Here is a 13,828-nt window from a genome sequence, read left to right as displayed (position 1 = left end):
ACTATTCTAAGGGCAAATCAACTTCTTTCAGCCTTCTGTTATTACCCACTCCTAATGGTATGGGGAGGAGGCGTATTCACGCTGTATTTATATTGTATTAAACACTCGGTTATCCCGAACTGGGGCAATAAAGATAAATTCCTCGTGTTTAACACTAACTTTGCACCAAAATACTGATGTTAGAGGCTACAAACAAAGTCCTTTACCTTTGCTTGGTATTCTTCCTTGGTCATACCTTCTGTCTCTATCATTGAGTCAAGTACATCGCCAAGTTCATCAAAAGCAATATCATGATGATATTCTTTTGTTGTTCCATCCTTTTCTCCATAGATACGGTAGTAATCAGAGCCTTCATCCAAAGCAATATATACCTTGCCCTGAAATTGGAAACCATTCACCTGCATGACAAGAGCCTCCATGGTGAAGTCTTCGCCATTGACATTCTTGACAATTTGGGTGGCATACATCTTAGAGATGCCCCAACTATTGATAACGTCTATCGGCGTTGTATGAAGGAAAAACTGCCTTGTAAGAGTTAAAAATGTGACCATTGACTCATTTTCTTGCCTTGAAATTTGCGTGTACAAAGGAATAAGGGTAACTTTGTGTTCGTTAATAATGTGTATTTACACAAAATAAACGAATAGAAATATGGAAATCCGTAGAGTTCTTGGTTTGAAATAAAAGAACAGAATGAAATCACTGCAAAAATAGTCGTATGATGCGACTATTTTTGCAGTAGTTCTTATATCATCGTAAGTGCCACATAAACATTGCTTATTTCGTCATTATGATGTCGGAAGATACTCTATAAGGTCTCAGATTTGGAGTAAATTTTGAAAGAGCATTATAGACATTTCTGATTCAAATATACAAGAATTAAAGAAAAGAATAAGCTCCCTATTTAAGTGTTACACAATTTTGCCCACTTGCTAACTATCTTTGCAGCAAAAATGTAGAAAGATGGTAAATACGAAATTAATGAAAAGGATATTAAGCACTCCTTATGAAGACATCGCTGATTTAGATGAGGCTTTGACCAGATACAAAAGTCATGCTTTGAATGTTATGGGTGAGAAAGACGATACATCATGCTCGTATTTTGCGAAAAGTAATCAAACCAATCGCCTTGGTCATTCGATAAGGCAGCATTGCATGAAGCCGGAGTGTAGTATGGCCGATAAAGAGAAGGTGTACAAGACTATGGAGGAACTTATTCAACTTGGTTTTGACAGAGCATCATATATATTATTAGATATAGCTATCCAAGAGAGCCTTCCCAATGCAGTCTGCGGAAAGTTCAAAGGAAAGAGTTTTCAAGAGATGATGAATTGTGGGTGGTTCAAGAATCTTATAGATACGGATTATTCTGGCGATATTCCCCCTGCCCCTAACACACCTAACTACAAGCAGGAATCATATAATTTTGATAAACAACGGTGTGCCAGTACCACACTCTATCACTACCTTAGCACATACCATAGCCCTTTGCTTGATGAAATTTTACACTATCGTATTTTCTTCAAAAAAGATTTACACATAGCCGCTCTCCGTGCTTTTCAATATATGAGTAGTGGAAAGCATAAAGAGGCATTTAAAATTCTATCCTTATTTCATATAGATATGACGCAAACAATTGTAAGCTATGGTGAGCGAGAAGCAGCCCTCTTGCTCGCAGAGTTATATGAGTTTGGGCTGGGGGCAGCTCCTAATCTTGCGCAGGCACTTAGCTTGTATAACTATTGTTACGAGCGGTTTACTATGGAGGCAGGCTATAAGGCTGGCAGAGTCTGCGAGAAGATAGGAGACTATGACAAGGCCATGGAGTGGTATCGTAAGGTACTTGATTGGAAAGTGCTTAGACCTACTTCATGGGAAAGAAACTATAGAAAGGAAGCCTACTCTTTGCTTCCCTATCGCTTGGAAAATTCCTTTCGCAACTTGAAAAAAAGCATGAATCCCGAAGGGCACGACAGAATATCTATTACTGTAAAATGTAGTGGACGGTTTTCGTTACGATTAAAAGTGCTGATGAATGCTTCCGTTACTATCACATGGGATAACGAGCATAATGCTAATAGAGAAGTCATCAAATGGAAAGTGAATGGTTGGAACCGACTGGAGCATCAATACAGTAAGCCCGGCAAACATGTTATAGAGATATGTTCAGACGAAGAGAATGTTATCACGGGGATTGAAATAGAGATTGCTTTCTCCGTTACAAAAATGAACCTCGAAGCATGTAGAGGATTAGAATATCTACACTGTACGAACCAAAGGGCAAGCATTAATCCCAAAGGGCTTTGCGGTCTGAGATACTTGAATATCAGGAATACGAAAACGAAAAGATTGAATATTCGTGGTATGCACCAACTTGTAGCATTGGATATATCCGAGATTCCTTCCTTGCGATTGATTGCGGAAAAATATCTCCCGTTGCGCTATTTTGCCATGGACGGCCAGTCTGACTTACCAAAGAAAACGCAGCTTGAAGAAAACATCAAGTTGAATATGGGTAAAATTGTTCCAACTATTGATATAAAGAGAATGGAAACCGTACATCCTACTGTGTTCTATTATCTGCGAAGCAGCAAGTGGGTGGCGATTAGGAATGTCATTTTAAAAGAAAAAAAGAATGGTGTTTTCGATAAGGAGTATCTTAGAAAGCTTTATAAGATGTATAAAATCTTATGTGCAAAGACTCCTAAACATTATCCGTACCCTAATGGCTATCTTGAATCTTCGGAAAATTACCTCTATATATGCCGTTGGAAGCGTGAGAAGGACGGAAGACTTATCGAATATGAAGATGGTGAAGAAGATGCTTATTTTTGGAATTATTCGTGGAGTATAACGCTGGGTACCCCGTTGAAAGATGCAGCCAACCGTCTGCCATTCATGATGTATCCCCCTCGTACCAATGCCTATTTTGCAGCGATGAGCTTGCTAGCGATGACAGCGAATAAAGACGAAATGGAGAATTATGGATTGAGTGATGACCCTTTAAGCATTTACTGAGGAAATAGTCAAGCAAAATAACGGTTGGTAACAAATAATTACCTACCTTTGTAGTGTTAAACTTAAAATAACAGATTATGGTACTAAATGAACAATTGAGCAACATGTATCAACCATACTTTAATGAGTTGATTGCACATTTGAAGAGTGACGGACTTGTAGACAAGGTGCAGCCTCCATTCCTATTAGGACTTAATCGAGAAAAAGAAGGTAAAGTATCAATAGGAGATGAAACATGGTACACACAAGCTGATCTAAAAGTTATGATTTTCGGAAAGGAAGTACACGAATGGGGATGGCCAAAACTTGAAAACGGAACACAACTCGGTTCGGATGATTTGGTAGAAGCTTACGAGGTGTTCTATTCTGAAAACTATCGTGATACATTTTTCCTAACTGATGGTAATAGCAAACTATCGAAAAGTCCATTCTTCCGCACAGGATTCAATGGTTTGATGGATGGGATAAATGAACGTTTAAAGAAAGTATATCCAGGAAAGAGAGCCGCTTTCCTGTGGAATGAAATATCAAAACTGTCAACAATGGATGGAAGAAGCCGTAAGGTGGATGATCCGATGATTCATCAATGCGAGTTAGACTATTTCCATGTCATTCCACAGGAGATAGAATTGCTCAAGCCTGATGTTGTTATTTTCCTTACAGGGTTTGGCGAGCCGTATGATAGGTATATCAACGAGAACTTTCATATCCAATCCACTTCATCTGTGGGTAATATCTCAATGGATGACGTGGTTAAACTGGAATTAGAAGAAGTTCCATTAGCATATAAGACCCACCACCCCGGCACAACCACCGTTGCGGGGCATGGTCTTAATGATGCGGAAAGATGGAATCATTACAATGCCATTCTTGACGATATTGATGCAAACTTCGATAAGATACAAGGACTACAATAATTTTTTTTCATGGCAGCAAATCTGATAGCAAGATACATCTGGGAAGTCAATGCTCTCGCAAAGGCGAGGCATGGACTTTCTTTGGAAGAACTCAATGAGCAATGGCGTGACTGTTATCTATATGATGACAAAGACATTGTCCGCAAGACATGGTGGGAACACCGAAACCAAATAGGCGTGCAGTTTGGCATTGATATAGAGTTTGACAAGCAGAACAAACGATATTTCATTAAGTCGCGAAATGAAATAAACCGCCCTGCAATACAGGAGTGGCTGCTCGATAGTTTTGCTGTTGGTAATATGCTCTTGCAAGGCAAGGACCTGCGCGGTCGTATTCTCTGTGAGCATATTCCCTCTGGATATGAATATCTGACGGAGATTGTCCAAGCCATGCGCGAAGGAAAATGCCTCACCATTACCTATCAGGGCTTTTGGAAAGAGGAAGCGCAGGTTATTAGCCTTGAACCTTATTTCATTAAAGTATTCAAGCAACGCTGGTATCTTACAGCCCGATCGTCTGCCCATGAGGAACTACGAACATATGCTCTCGACCGCATACAGGATTTACATATTTCTAACCAAAAGTTCAAAATGCCCAAGGACTTTGATGCCGAGGAAATGTATGAGGACGCATATGGTATTGTGATAGGAAAAGAGGAAAAGGTAGAACGCATAGAAATCAATGTCTACAACAATCAGGCAAAATATTTCCGTTCGCTTCCTTTGCATTCTTCACAAAGAGAGATTGAGACTTCAGACTGTTGCTCTGTTTTTGAGTATTATCTTAAACCAACTTACGACTTTATTCAGGAGCTGTTGTCGCATGGACCCGATGTAGAAGTTATCCACCCCAATAGCCTCCGCCAACTTATGAAGCAACGCATAGAAGAAATGACTGAACTTTACAAATAAAAATATGGAAAAATTACACTATCCACTTGGCTTTGAACCCATAGAGAGTTTCTTTGCCTATCATTGTTTTGGTGACAAGGCCACCGAAATTTTAAGTAGCATTGACCAGCCTTATAAAGACATAACCCATTGGAGCATGGATGACCTGCGCTTTATGCGCTCTATGCGCTCTGAACATTGCACTGCAATTTTCGTCTTTACCGATGATGCGGAAGTATATGCCTCTGAGATTGATGCCTTTATCGAGCAATATGAAGATGTGGTTACAAACTTCTTTATTCTTGACTTGCATGCCAGCAGTCAGTATAAGATTTTTAAAGAAAAATGGGAGTTTTATAATATTCTTGCCACACGTTATTGTACCTTACAAGATAACATATTGCATTTTCTGCTGTTCTTCAAGCATTTCATAGAGACAATGGGTCGCATCAGCATGGACTACCCCCACGATTTTAGAAGCTTCATGCGTACTGCAACATTTATTGCAGCCGGAAAAGCGGGGGCGATGAAGAAAGCTGTTGATGCCATACCTCATAAGAATATACGTGCCTTGATGCTTGGTCTGGAGTTTCAGGACTACGAACTGGACAATGCAAATGTAAAAGAAGATATAGACGCATTAGCTTCCTTCTTTGACCAACTTCCAGACTCTGTATTAGTTTATTGGCAGATAAGCTATAACATCGTTAATCCTCATGTGGAGTATATTGCGGGTTTCGATACTGAGCCTGTATGTGGTGCCACTCATTCTTAAGACCATAGAAATGACAATCCTCCAAATCTCTGATACCCACAATCGACATCAGTTGCTGACAGATTTGCCCGCAGCTGATGTCTTAGTGCATTGCGGAGACTTGACAGATATGGGTACGGAGCAGGAAGTGCTGGCTTTCTTAAACTGGTTTATCGAATCTCCTTATCCCTATAAACTTTTTGTCACAGGCAACCACGACCTTTGCTTATGGGATGCCGAAGATATCGAAGATTTGCCCCAAAACATTTATTTTCTGCAAGACAGAGGTTGTGAGATTGGCAATGTAAAATTCTTCGGCTTAGGTTATAACCATCAAGAAAGTCTTATCCCCACAGATGTAGATATACTTATTACGCATGAACCTCCCATGATGATATTGGATAAATCGAGTGGCAGGCACTGGGGTAACTTACCTTTGCGAAACCGAGTGATGGAGATAAGGCCACAATACCATCTCTTCGGACATGCCCATGAGTCGTATGGCATAGTACAATCGGGAACGACCATTTTTTCTAATGGCTCTGTTATGGATAATCTGTATCAGCTATGCCATGCGCCACGACTGATTGAGTTATAATCTGCTGTGCAAATGGCAAAGTTTATCCCAATGTGATTTCTGTTTGCGATTCAAAATCACGACAATAGATAAAATCGGTCAGTGCAAAGTTGGTATATTCAAACAAATGGTTAAACTGAAGTATGAGATGCAGGTCTTTTGTCAGTTCTTGGTCAAGTCCTTCATTCCAGTTGGGTGGCGGGCAATCCATGCCAATGTAAGCATCGAAAGTTTCGACTTCCATCCCCTCTGCCAATCTTAAAGGCATAAACGATACTCCATCTTCATAGAATTTATTCCACTCTGCATCTTGCAGCGCATCATAAAGTGCCTCACTGTTTTTCCTATGAACAGGGTGTAGGGCTGGATATCGACTCGGAAGAAAGCAACGCGCAATAAGTTCCTTGCTATTTCCAAATAAACTATCGCCTTTCATCTTGTCCCACACCTGATGTGCGTGGTCATACATTTTTTGCAGAGCCAACCTCAGGGCTTCGTTGAAAGCAATAATATCCGCAAGGAGAACATCTTGATGCTCCAGCACAATACCGTCGATAAAATTCTTTCTCGCCTTGAGCAAGAAAGAATACCTATCATAATGATCTGCATCTTCATAATATTGCAGTATCCGTTGTTCCAACTTCACAAGATGTTTCTTGTCGTGGTAGGAGAAAAACTCCAGTAAGTTTTTTCTGTTCTCTTCCATGTAAATACCTTTTCTATATCCAAAGATGATTAAAATAGTCAATAAAAAGTTGCATGCCTTTTCTGACACGCTGGCGGACTTCTATCACATGAGCATCCGTGGTGTCAGCATCTCTATCCATTTCTCTGGAGGAAAAATGATCAAAAGCGAATATCATATCGCGAATAATCTGTAACCAGCGTTTATAGGCTTCATCCGAGTCACCATTGTTCAAAACGGCTGGACATCCCCCATGTGGTCCCTTTGTTGCTTTGAGAAAAGCATGGAGATGACGGGCGATGATACTTGTCAAGCGGTCATTGAGGTTCCAAACATCTTCATAAGTAACACCTGCATACCCCTCATTCCACTTGGCAGGCTTTTCAGCCTGCTTACGCCATTTTGCTTGCTGGTTCATCATCATTCGGGCGGTGGATTTCTTTATTTTCATTGTATTTTTTTTCTATTAAACATTAGTAGCGTAACCTCGGTTTCATGCACATCGCCTTCAGCCTGTCCATAGATAACACGACATAACAACAATTCTTCTACATGCTTTATGAAGTTATCTATTTCCAAGGAGCTTACAACTTGTCCTTTCTTATAAACAACAAAGGCAATGGCTTCCTTGAATTTGCCCACAGGTGGCAATACGCAATAATCAGCCATAGAGGTATAGATATAATCCAAAGCATGCTCTATAATAGGTGAACGAAACCTAATCATTTCTCCATTTTCGACATGAAGCAGGTAATCGCAACTTCCTTTTGTGAATGAGCTGCCCGCCATAGTGAATTTATCGATGAAAGCTTGCCGATTTCCCATCTTTTTAAGAAACTCCTTACGCTTTGCTTGCCTAAATTTCCGTTTCCGCTTGCTACGGTTCATCTTGTCACTATGTCGCTTGTTAAATTGCTTACTATAGGGAATCCCACACAGAACAGCTACACAACGTCTTGCTCTGCTTTCCTTGGATTTTGGAAGATATGCTGCTGGTGTTTGCCGCTTATAAATACTGTTTTTAAGACGTTCCAAAGTCATTTCGTATTGGTTGGAGGGTTTGCGTGGATTTAAGGCACGATAGATACTACTGTCTTCATTATATCCAGACCATTTATCATACGTTAATTGCCAAAGACATAAGGCGGCAAGAGCAGCAAGCGAAATAGTCTTATCTTTTGGCAAGACGAGTTCTAAGGATAAATTATATTCCCAACTACCCTCCAAATCGAAGGAAAGATTGATGTTTCCCTTGTCTGAATCATCATAGCAAATAACCTCCACTTCCTTGTGTACCGCAACTCCTTTTTGCTGCATCTTGTAAATGTAGCTGTCTAATTGTCCACTTGGTTTTAGAAGTCTCAATCTGTCGTATGCTTCCCTGAACAAGTATAGATGCTCGACAAGGTCTTTGCCAAAGGCATAGTAAGTTTTCACATAAGACTTTAATTGTGGATAAAGTTCCTCAAATGAAACCTGCTTGAATAATTCTTTTATTGTCATTTTTTTATTTTTCAGCAAAGTTAGTCTTCGATTGGGCGAGAAAACGTTACGCTAACATATAAATTACAAATTTTATTGCATTTGTATATCTTACCATTATAAAAAATAGGCCTCTATTTAACTCAAGTTTCGGATTTAGACTTCAAGCCGTTTGAGCATACTCTCTAAGTGCAGCCAATCTCTTGTCATTCTCAATAATTTGGATGGTTAGTTCATCGGAGTCAGCACCAATGAGTTCAGAAACGACGGCTACCACCTCTATTATGATTGCCCATATCTTTTCAACCACCGTCAGTTCGTGTACTCCGAGATACATGTCACCGAACAGTCCTCCTATGGTGTCATAGTCGAGTGTTCTTTTTATTGAGGCGAGTATGTTGTAACGTATCATGACCAATGAAACATGTGCAATATGGGCAGAAAAGTCGCGGGATGAACAATCAGCAAGTCCAAGCAGACGCTTGCTGTCCGAGAAGAACACTTCTATGCTCCAACGCATGGAGTATATCTCGTAGGCACGCATAAAACGGAGGTTCAGATCTGTTGTAAGAAGAACTTTCCACGCTTCCTTTTTGCCTCTCTTGCAAAAGAATAATTTTACGGAACGTTTTCCAAGCACAACTTCAATTTCGGAATAATGGCAATGGTAGCGCCTGCTGTATTTCACTTCCTTCTTAGCCTTAAGTTTGGTGATTATGGCCTTGGCAGACAATTCTCCCCAATTAGTAGTCATATACTTGGTGTTGCCCATCTTTGCCATGCCGAGAAGATGGAATTTCTTGTGGCGGCGATAAACGAAATCAACCAGTTCGGTACATGTGAACCAGCTGTCAACCAGCAAGTAATCGAAAGGTATCTTGTTGCGTATCGCATTCTTTACCATATCCAACAGCTTGACACCCTTGCTCATGAAATACTCTTCCTTGCGTTTGGCAATATGACACTTCTCATCACGTTTGCGCTCATAACGCCCATTCCTCTGTTCAGAGGTAAGCCCTTGCTCCTTACCATCAACCTTGCCCTTCTCGCCATGAAGCGAGAAATCGAGCATGAACTGCGTGCGGCCATCACTCCAGCACAACATTAGAGCCTTGTAGCCGAGGATGCATTTCTGGTGTACATGCGAGAATATCTTGCCTATGGATTCCATATGCATGCCCGTCTTTGGAAGATCCGTGTCATCGGCTATCAGTACGGTTGGAAGCAGACTCTTCTTATGGTCCTGGCGCACGGTCACTTTCGTCAGCAGCCAATTGGTTATGCGGTACACGACATTCCGCCAGTTGACATTGTCTTGTGACAGATATGAATAGAGAACATCCTTCTTACCGCCAAACATACGACACAGCGCCGAACCATCATAATGGGAGAATCCTTTGATTGCAAAAAATGGAAGCAGTAACAATATTTGGAACACTTGAAGGTTCGTCAACTGGCAGTTCTCACGTTTCAAGCCACCAAGGCTGCGGGTGTCCAAATTTAAGCCTTCAAGCAGGCGCGTAAATGTATCCATAACTATACTGCGACGTTTTTCTGAGAAAAAGTTGCGGATTTCTGAGGGAATATTTGTAATTTTGCTCATGGCTTTGAGTTTTGAGTAATGTTTTTTTTGTCACATCTAATTTACTCATTTTCCGTGATATACGGAAATACTCAAAGCCTTTTTTATGAACTTTTTTATGAACTCATTCTAAATCCGAAACTTGAGTATTTAATTTTATCTATGTAGTATGTAGACACTTGGTAGTAATAGTTATTCTATCTTCCAACTATGGTATAAATCTTTCTCTTTCACCGTAATCAGAGCGTTGCAAATATAAAGCATTGGCAATCAGGCACAAAAAAAGGGAATCTTGCGATTCCCTTTTCGTTTTAAAAGCGGAGAGAGAGGGATTCGAACCCCCGGTACCTCTCAGTACGCCGGTTTTCAAGACCGGTGCATTCGACCACTCTGCCATCTCTCCTTGGTCGAAAAGCGAGTGCAAAGGTACGGGTAATTTTTGAATTATGCAAATTTTTCAAGAACTTTTTTGCAAAATAGGGCAAAAATGAGTAATTTTGTGGCATGATTTACCCGAAGAACTTTGAAACCAAGATAGGTTTCGACGAAATACGCACACTGTTGAAAGGCCATTGTCTGAGTACTCTGGGCAAGGAGAAAGCCGATGAAATCGACTTCACTGATGATGCTGACACCATTAATGAATGGATGGAACAGGTGAGAGAATTCCGCCGATTGCAGCAGGAAACGGATTCGTTTCCCCTGAACTATTTCTTTGATGTCAGACAGTCGATAACCCGCATCCGATTGGAAAATACCCATCTGGAGGAGAACGAACTGTTTGATCTGCGCCGGTCATTGGAAACCATCTCGCTGATTGTGACATTCCTCAACAAGAATGAAGGAGATGAAGATAATCCGGAATATCCCTACCCTGCCCTTCATCGATTGGCAGAAGACGTACTGACTTTCCCCGCAATGATTCGTCGCATAGACTCTATCCTCGACAAATTCGGGAAAATCAAAGATTCTGCTTCCATGACATTGGCAGGAATACGCCATGAGTTGGCTCAGACCGAAGGTGGAATATCGCGTACCTTATATACTATATTACATGCAGCACAACGCGATGGCCTGGTAGATAAGGACGTGGCTCCTACCATGCGCGACGGACGATTGGTGATTCCCGTAGCACCAGGACTGAAGCGTCGCATCAAAGGCATCGTGCACGATGAGAGTGCTACTGGTAAGACGGTGTTTATAGAACCGACAGAGGTGGTGGAAGCCAATAACAAGGTGCGCGAACTGGAAGCAGCCGAACGACGTGAGATTATCCGCATCCTTACGGTATTTACTGCTGAGGTAAGACCTCACGTGCAGGAGATTCTCGACTCATACCAATTCCTGGCGCAGATAGACCTGATACGTGCGAAAGCCGAACTCGCCCAAGAGATGAATGCCTTTGAACCTCAGGTACAGTCGGAGCCTCATCTCGACTGGATCCGTGCCGTTCATCCGTTGTTACAACGCTCTTTAGCCCGACAAGACAAGAAGGTTGTTCCGCTCGACATCATTCTGACACGCGACAAGCGACTGTTGATCATCTCCGGTCCTAATGCCGGTGGTAAGTCTGTATGTCTGAAAACTGTAGGACTGTTGCAGTATATGCTGCAATGCGGTCTGTCAGTTCCGTTGAGTGAACGTTCCACGGTGGGTGTATTCCAAGACATCATGATTGATATTGGTGACGAACAAAGCATTGCCGACGACCTCTCAACCTACTCCAGCCATTTGCTCAATATGAAGAATATGATGCGTCAATCAAACGAACGCACCCTACTGCTCATTGACGAGTTTGGCGGTGGAACCGAACCAGCCATCGGTGGAGCCATTGCCGAAGCCGTACTGAAACAGTTCTGGAAGAAGCAGGCATTCGGTGTGATTACCACTCACTATCAGAACTTGAAGCATTTTGATGAAGACCATGAAGGAGTGATCAATGGCGCCATGCTCTACGATCGCCATCAGATGCAGGCGCTGTTTCAGTTGTCAATCGGTCAGCCCGGTTCTTCGTTTGCCATCGAGATTGCTCGCAAAACGGGTATTCCAGAAGAAGTTATCAGCGATGCCAGCGATATCGTTGGTTCGGAATACATCCAGAGCGATAAATACCTACAGGATATTGTGCGCGACAAACGCTATTGGGAGGGCAAGCGCCAGACCATCCACCAGCATGAGAAATCGTTGGAAGGTCGCATTGCCAAATACGAAAGCCACATTGAAGAGATTGAACAAGAGCGCAAAGCCATTCTGCGTCGCGCCAAGGAGCAAGCCGAAGAACTATTGCGCGAAAGCAATAAGAAGATAGAGAATGCTATCCGAGAAATCAAGGAGGCACAAGCTGAAAAGGAGCGCACCAGACTGGTTCGTGAGGAGTTGAACGACTTCAAGCAACAGGTATTGGAGATTGACACTCGCGAGAAGGATGAGTTGATAGAGCGCAAAATGCGACAGATTCTGGAACGTCGCGAACGCAAGGCTAAGCGCAAACAGGAAAAGAAAGAACAGGCCGCCAATCCCACAGCAACGCCATCGCCTGTATTTACATCAGCAGGAAAACCGAAACAGGAAGCTCCCATCACCGTGGGAAGCAATGTCCGCATCAAAGGACTGAATACGGTAGGTAAGGTGGAGAGCCTGTCAGGCAAGAATGCCGTTGTCATCTTTGGCGACATGAAGACCAAGATGAAGCTGGAACAATTGGAACTTACTGGCAAACTGAAAGAAGCGCCCAAGGCCGAAACTCCCCACGCTGCCTTAGTTGTGCAAACCTCGAAGATGACTCGTAGCACCATAGAAGACCGCAAACACAATTTTCATCAAGATATTGACGTAAGAGGTATGCGTGGTGACGAAGCCGTTGATGCCGTAATGCACTTCATCGACGATGCCATACTGGTGGGAATGTCGCGTGTGAGAATCCTACATGGTACAGGAACGGGAGTTCTTCGCCAACTGATTCGTCAGTATCTAAATACCGTGCCCAACGTGAAGAGTGCGAAAGACGAGCATGTGCAGTTTGGCGGTTCAGGCATTACTGTTGTGGATATAGATTAGACAAGCTATTTTTCCGCTTTTTCTCTTTAACGGTAATGACAATCGCGACAACTTAAACGGCAAAAATATAGATTTCAAAAAAAATCGACCACTCGACCACCACTATAGCATAATACACTATCATTCAATGTTTTAAGTGGTGGTCGATGATTATATGTTTACATATTTCGACCACACTTCGACCACCATCGACCACCAGAGAATATCTTGCCCATGTTTATCAGGACTATTGCCGATACCTGATAAAATTTTTATCCAACGTTTGATAAAGGTATTATCCAATGTTTGATAAAAGTATTATCCAACGTTTGATAAAGGTATTATCCAACGTTTGATAAAAGTATTATCCAACGTTGACAAGGGCGTTTTCAAACGTTTAGAAAGGATGTTTTCAAACGTTTAGAAAGGATGTTTTCAAACGTTTAGAAAGGATGTTTTCAAACGTTTGGCAATAAATCTTTGGAACATTGCAGAGAATTGCCGCAAAACGCCACGTACATTCTTAGCCAAATACACACGACAAAAGTCTCGTTGTTACTTGGATTTCCCACAGAGATTGCACCATGTGCAACGAGCATTTAACAGATGTTCGATGCACGTAAAGATATAGTCATCTAACACCACTTAAGTCCGTGATCGTATGTCAATTACGACATCATGGCGTTCGATGTTAGCATTTGCAGACTCTCGCGTGTGCGCGTAAAAAAATGGTAATCATAAAACGAGAACCCGTTGTGGCTCAATAGATTTTTCATAGGGGTAAATGAGTATGATTCATATGAAATGCTTACCTTTGCATCATGGAAGACAAAGGTTTGCTAATGTTGGCACGTATGGTGCTGCCCAAGGAAGTGCTTGACCACTT

11 protein-coding genes and 1 tRNA gene are annotated in these 13,828 nt (G+C 41.9%); 6 read left to right on the top strand and 6 right to left on the bottom strand.

Annotation, left to right across the window (positions count from 1 at the left end):
• Positions 1–179 precede the first annotated feature (179 nt).
• Positions 180–551, bottom strand: coding sequence for a hypothetical protein (locus tag CIK90_RS04080; protein WP_094464414.1), 372 nt, complete (start codon positions 549–551; stop codon positions 180–182).
• Positions 552–963: 412 nt separating this feature from the next.
• Between CIK90_RS04080 and CIK90_RS04075 the strand changes: the two genes are divergently transcribed.
• The 5 genes from CIK90_RS04075 to CIK90_RS04055 all read left to right on the top strand — a co-directional run bounded on the left by CIK90_RS04075 (position 964) and on the right by CIK90_RS04055 (position 6,178).
• The gene (locus tag CIK90_RS04075; protein ID WP_094464413.1) at positions 964–3,018 is read left to right on the top strand and encodes a sel1 repeat family protein; all 2,055 of its coding nucleotides are present in this window, start codon (positions 964–966) and stop codon (positions 3,016–3,018) included.
• A 263-nt stretch (positions 3,019–3,281) separates the two neighbouring features.
• Entirely contained in the window at positions 3,282–3,935 is a 654-nt protein-coding gene (locus CIK90_RS04070; RefSeq protein ID WP_158216026.1) for a hypothetical protein, read from the top strand.
• A gap of 9 nt (positions 3,936–3,944) precedes the next feature.
• Positions 3,945–4,847, top strand: a complete 903-nt coding sequence (locus CIK90_RS04065) for a YafY family protein (RefSeq protein WP_094464411.1) — start codon at positions 3,945–3,947, stop codon at positions 4,845–4,847.
• A 4-nt stretch (positions 4,848–4,851) separates the two neighbouring features.
• Positions 4,852–5,601, top strand: coding sequence for a hypothetical protein (locus CIK90_RS04060; RefSeq protein ID WP_094464410.1), 750 nt, complete (start codon positions 4,852–4,854; stop codon positions 5,599–5,601).
• Positions 5,602–5,611: 10 nt separating this feature from the next.
• Positions 5,612–6,178, top strand: a complete 567-nt coding sequence (locus tag CIK90_RS04055) for a metallophosphatase domain-containing protein (protein WP_094464415.1) — start codon at positions 5,612–5,614, stop codon at positions 6,176–6,178.
• Between the two features lie 22 nt (positions 6,179–6,200).
• Here CIK90_RS04055 and CIK90_RS04050 read toward each other — a convergent pair whose 3' ends face one another.
• From CIK90_RS04050 to CIK90_RS04030, 5 genes are all read right to left on the bottom strand, one after another.
• The gene (locus tag CIK90_RS04050) at positions 6,201–6,863 is read right to left on the bottom strand and encodes a hypothetical protein (RefSeq protein WP_094464409.1); all 663 of its coding nucleotides are present in this window, start codon (positions 6,861–6,863) and stop codon (positions 6,201–6,203) included.
• A 13-nt stretch (positions 6,864–6,876) separates the two neighbouring features.
• Complete coding sequence (locus CIK90_RS04045) at positions 6,877–7,293, bottom strand: hypothetical protein (protein WP_094464408.1); 417 nt, start codon at positions 7,291–7,293, stop codon at positions 6,877–6,879.
• Positions 7,290–8,345, bottom strand: coding sequence for a hypothetical protein (locus tag CIK90_RS04040; RefSeq protein WP_094464407.1), 1,056 nt, complete (start codon positions 8,343–8,345; stop codon positions 7,290–7,292). The genes CIK90_RS04045 and CIK90_RS04040 overlap by 4 nt, the downstream gene beginning before the upstream one ends.
• 142 nt (positions 8,346–8,487) lie before the next feature.
• Positions 8,488–9,858: a transposase gene (locus tag CIK90_RS04035; RefSeq protein ID WP_173849308.1), complete on the bottom strand. Its 1,371-nt coding sequence runs from the start codon at positions 9,856–9,858 to the stop codon at positions 8,488–8,490.
• Between the two features lie 366 nt (positions 9,859–10,224).
• A tRNA-Ser gene (locus CIK90_RS04030) sits at positions 10,225–10,309 on the bottom strand.
• A 101-nt stretch (positions 10,310–10,410) separates the two neighbouring features.
• Here CIK90_RS04030 and CIK90_RS04025 point away from each other — a divergent pair.
• Positions 10,411–12,963 carry an endonuclease MutS2 gene (locus CIK90_RS04025; protein ID WP_094464405.1) on the top strand — a complete coding sequence of 851 codons (2,553 nt, stop codon included), beginning with the start codon at positions 10,411–10,413 and terminating at the stop codon, positions 12,961–12,963.
• Positions 12,964–13,828 lie beyond the last annotated feature (865 nt).

The organism is Prevotella sp. P5-126 (assembly GCF_002251185.1).
GTDB lineage: Bacteria > Bacteroidota > Bacteroidia > Bacteroidales > Bacteroidaceae > Prevotella.
Note: the sequence above shows the minus strand (reverse complement) of the source record. Positions and strands in the feature narration are given on the sequence as shown.

Coding starts and splice junctions, on each gene's coding strand:
- CIK90_RS04080 (WP_094464414.1), bottom strand. CDS start 551: ATGGTCACATTTTTAACTCTTACAAGGCAGTTTTTCCTTCATACAACG.
- CIK90_RS04075 (WP_094464413.1), top strand. CDS start 964: ATGGTAAATACGAAATTAATGAAAAGGATATTAAGCACTCCTTATGAA.
- CIK90_RS04070 (WP_158216026.1), top strand. CDS start 3,282: ATGATTTTCGGAAAGGAAGTACACGAATGGGGATGGCCAAAACTTGAA.
- CIK90_RS04065 (WP_094464411.1), top strand. CDS start 3,945: ATGGCAGCAAATCTGATAGCAAGATACATCTGGGAAGTCAATGCTCTC.
- CIK90_RS04060 (WP_094464410.1), top strand. CDS start 4,852: ATGGAAAAATTACACTATCCACTTGGCTTTGAACCCATAGAGAGTTTC.
- CIK90_RS04055 (WP_094464415.1), top strand. CDS start 5,612: ATGACAATCCTCCAAATCTCTGATACCCACAATCGACATCAGTTGCTG.
- CIK90_RS04050 (WP_094464409.1), bottom strand. CDS start 6,863: ATGGAAGAGAACAGAAAAAACTTACTGGAGTTTTTCTCCTACCACGAC.
- CIK90_RS04045 (WP_094464408.1), bottom strand. CDS start 7,293: ATGAAAATAAAGAAATCCACCGCCCGAATGATGATGAACCAGCAAGCA.
- CIK90_RS04040 (WP_094464407.1), bottom strand. CDS start 8,345: ATGACAATAAAAGAATTATTCAAGCAGGTTTCATTTGAGGAACTTTAT.
- CIK90_RS04035 (WP_173849308.1), bottom strand. CDS start 9,858: ATGGATACATTTACGCGCCTGCTTGAAGGCTTAAATTTGGACACCCGC.
- CIK90_RS04025 (WP_094464405.1), top strand. CDS start 10,411: ATGATTTACCCGAAGAACTTTGAAACCAAGATAGGTTTCGACGAAATA.